2 protein-coding genes are annotated in these 2,756 nt (G+C 30.0%); one reads left to right on the top strand and one right to left on the bottom strand.

The window, feature by feature from the left end; all coding sequences use genetic code 11:
* On the bottom strand, positions 1-264 hold a 264-nt coding region (locus SHK09_RS15330), incomplete at its 3' end, for a DUF2992 family protein (RefSeq protein WP_319811668.1).
* Positions 265-603: 339 nt separating this feature from the next.
* Here SHK09_RS15330 and SHK09_RS15325 point away from each other — a divergent pair.
* On the top strand, positions 604-1,608 hold the full coding sequence (locus tag SHK09_RS15325; protein ID WP_319811667.1) for a protein rep: 1,005 nt from the start codon (positions 604-606) through the stop codon (positions 1,606-1,608).
* The last annotated feature ends 1,148 nt before the right edge of the window (positions 1,609-2,756 follow it).

Here is a 2,756-nt window from a genome sequence, read left to right as displayed (position 1 = left end):
AGTAGTAATCGCTTTTTTCTTTTGCTCTTTTGCTACTTTTCGCTGCAATCTTTTTGGATTAATTTTTTTATCAGATGACTTACGTTTAGTTTTTACTTTGCTTTTATTTACTAAATTTAACAGTTCTTTATCTATGAACTTTAGAATAGTTTCTCTATCGGGATCTGTTCCAAATGTATATTTAGCAAAAATTGATTTTTGATTTTCTGTATATTCAACTAATCCAATAAAAAATTGTCCATCATGAAAAATTGTAAGTTTCATGTTGTCCCTCCTCTGATTTAGATGAAATGAAGGACGACCTGAGGAGGAAGGTTACTGACAAAATATAAATTTTGCATTGGGACTACCAACCCAATTGTGTTTTTACATTTCATATTTTGATATTAACAAAATATCATTGTGGTTTAGAAACGAGTTGAAAACGAGTTTCTTCTTGTCTTGATACTATATAGAAATAACAATCTTTTTGAAAATGTCCGTCAAATGTTGATGTGATAGTGTTTGTACTGTTTTTTATGCGTGAAAGAAAAATTTGACATGAAAAAACCCCAGTTATATGATTAAGGTGTCGAATCTAAATCAAAACTGGGGGCTTTTTATATGCATTTTTATACTACAGGATATATAGACGAAAATCAAGATAATGAAACATTAAAAGATATGACGAAAAGTGGGAAGCAACGCCCATGGAGAGAAAAGAAAATCGATAATGTGAGTTATGCAGATATACTGGAAATTTTAAAAATTAAAAAGGCTTTTAACGTAAAACAATGTGGTAACGTCTTAGAGTTCAAGCCGACTGATGAGGGTTATTTGAAGTTACATAAGACATGGTTTTGTAAATCAAAATTATGCCCAGTTTGTAATTGGAGGCGTGCTATGAAAAATAGTTATCAAGCTCAAAGAGTGATTGAAGAAGTGGTTAAGGAAAAGCCGAAAGCGCGTTGGTTGTTTTTAACTCTTTCAACAAGAAATGCGATAGATGGTGAAACTTTAGAACAAAGTTTAAAACACTTAACAAAAGCTTTTCATAGATTAACTAAATATAAAAAAGTTAGTAAAAACTTAGTTGGTTTTATGCGTTCAACTGAAGTTACGGTTAATAAAAATGATGGAAGTTATAATCAACATATGCACGTTTTGTTATGTGTTGAAAATGCGTATTTTAGAAAAAAAGAAAATTATATTACGCAGACGGAATGGGTCGATTTATGGCAAAAAGCATTGCAAGTTGATTATCGACCAGTGGCAAATATTAAAGCGATCAAGCCAAATCAAAAAGGCGATAAAGATATTCAAGCAGCTATTAAAGAAACTTCAAAATACTCGGTTAAGTCATCAGATTATTTAACTGGAGATAGTAAAAAGGATTCAGAAATTGTTGATGATTTAGAAAAAGGTTTATACCGAAAACGTATGTTGAGTTATGGTGGATTACTTAAACAAAAACATAAAATTTTAAATTTAGACGATGCCGAAGACGGTAATTTAATTAATACAAGTGACGAAGATAAAACGACAGAGGAAGAAGAAAAAGCACATTCAATTACGGCAATTTGGAATTTTGAAAAACAAAATTATTATTTAAAAGATTTGAAACGTTAGCTTAAAAAGTTAGCGTTTTTTTATGATTTTTTTAAAAAAGTGGTGAGACAAAAGTGAGACACTTTACACATGTTGTGTCACAAAGGTGAGACGCCCCTAATATATTGTGTCACAAAGGTGAGACAAATAGAAAAAATCGATATTGTTAAAAAAACAGCTGAAATGCTTAAAATGTCTGGCTTTGCCAGACCTATCAATTTTAATTGATAGCATATTTTCCTTATGCTCTTATCCATATTATCCATAATTTTATGTAAATCTAAAAAATTATGGTTTTGTCCCCGCAGGAACTATAAAAAATTATGAAAATTTTAATTTGCATGTAAATGGGCAGTGTCTAAAAAATTGACACTGGTCACGCACAAAAATGAGCTAAACAATTTAACTTTGTTAGTTATATAAATTTTAGGGAGTTCCAATCAAATTATAAAAATATATAAAAGAGTTATATCGTTTTGTGAGTCTGTATCTAAAAAATACGAATAGTTGTATTTAAAATGACTTTAGTAATTTAAGTGATATGTCTTTTGAATACAAGTTAAATGTCAGAAAGATGTACCCTTATTTTGCTCGTATTTGCGTTTTAAGAAGCGTATATAAATATACAGGTATAAAAATATATAAATATAGAGTTTGTTCTAAATACCCCCTTAAAATGCAAAATAAGACTATTGGATTATCACACGCAAATTTTGGCTTTAGCACGACACCTTTTTAGGTGTGTAAGTGCGCCCTTGGACAATGAAAAATAAAAAATCTTAATTAAACAGAGTTTAACTAAGATAGTCACGAATTTTAGTGTGTTTAAAAATCCGTATTATTTCAGATGTTTAAAATTAAGGTATTGAATATGGTGTGAATGAAAGCAAAGGATAATAATTACTTATTCATTGCATGATTAGATTTTTATTCAGGGGATAGTTACATACATAATTTAACCACGCATTTATGCCGAGAAAATTTATTGAAGTTGAGAAGAACCCTTAACTAAACTTGCAGACGAATGTCGGCATAGCGTGAGCTATTAAGCCGACCATTCGACAAGTTTTGGGATTGTTAAGGGTTCCGAGGCTCAACGTCAATAAAGCAATTGGAATAAAGCAATTATGTCTTAATGACCTTTATGTTTTTCTTTTGCTTTCTGTTTT

It is taken from the genome of Polaribacter sp. PL03, from assembly GCF_033875165.1.
Lineage (GTDB): Bacteria > Bacteroidota > Bacteroidia > Flavobacteriales > Flavobacteriaceae > Polaribacter.
Note: the sequence above shows the minus strand (reverse complement) of the source record. Positions and strands in the feature narration are given on the sequence as shown.

What these genes read in the sequence shown, in the direction of transcription:
- SHK09_RS15325 (WP_319811667.1), top strand. Translation starts at nt 604, where the DNA reads ATGCATTTTTATACTACAGGATATATAGACGAAAATCAAGATAATGAA.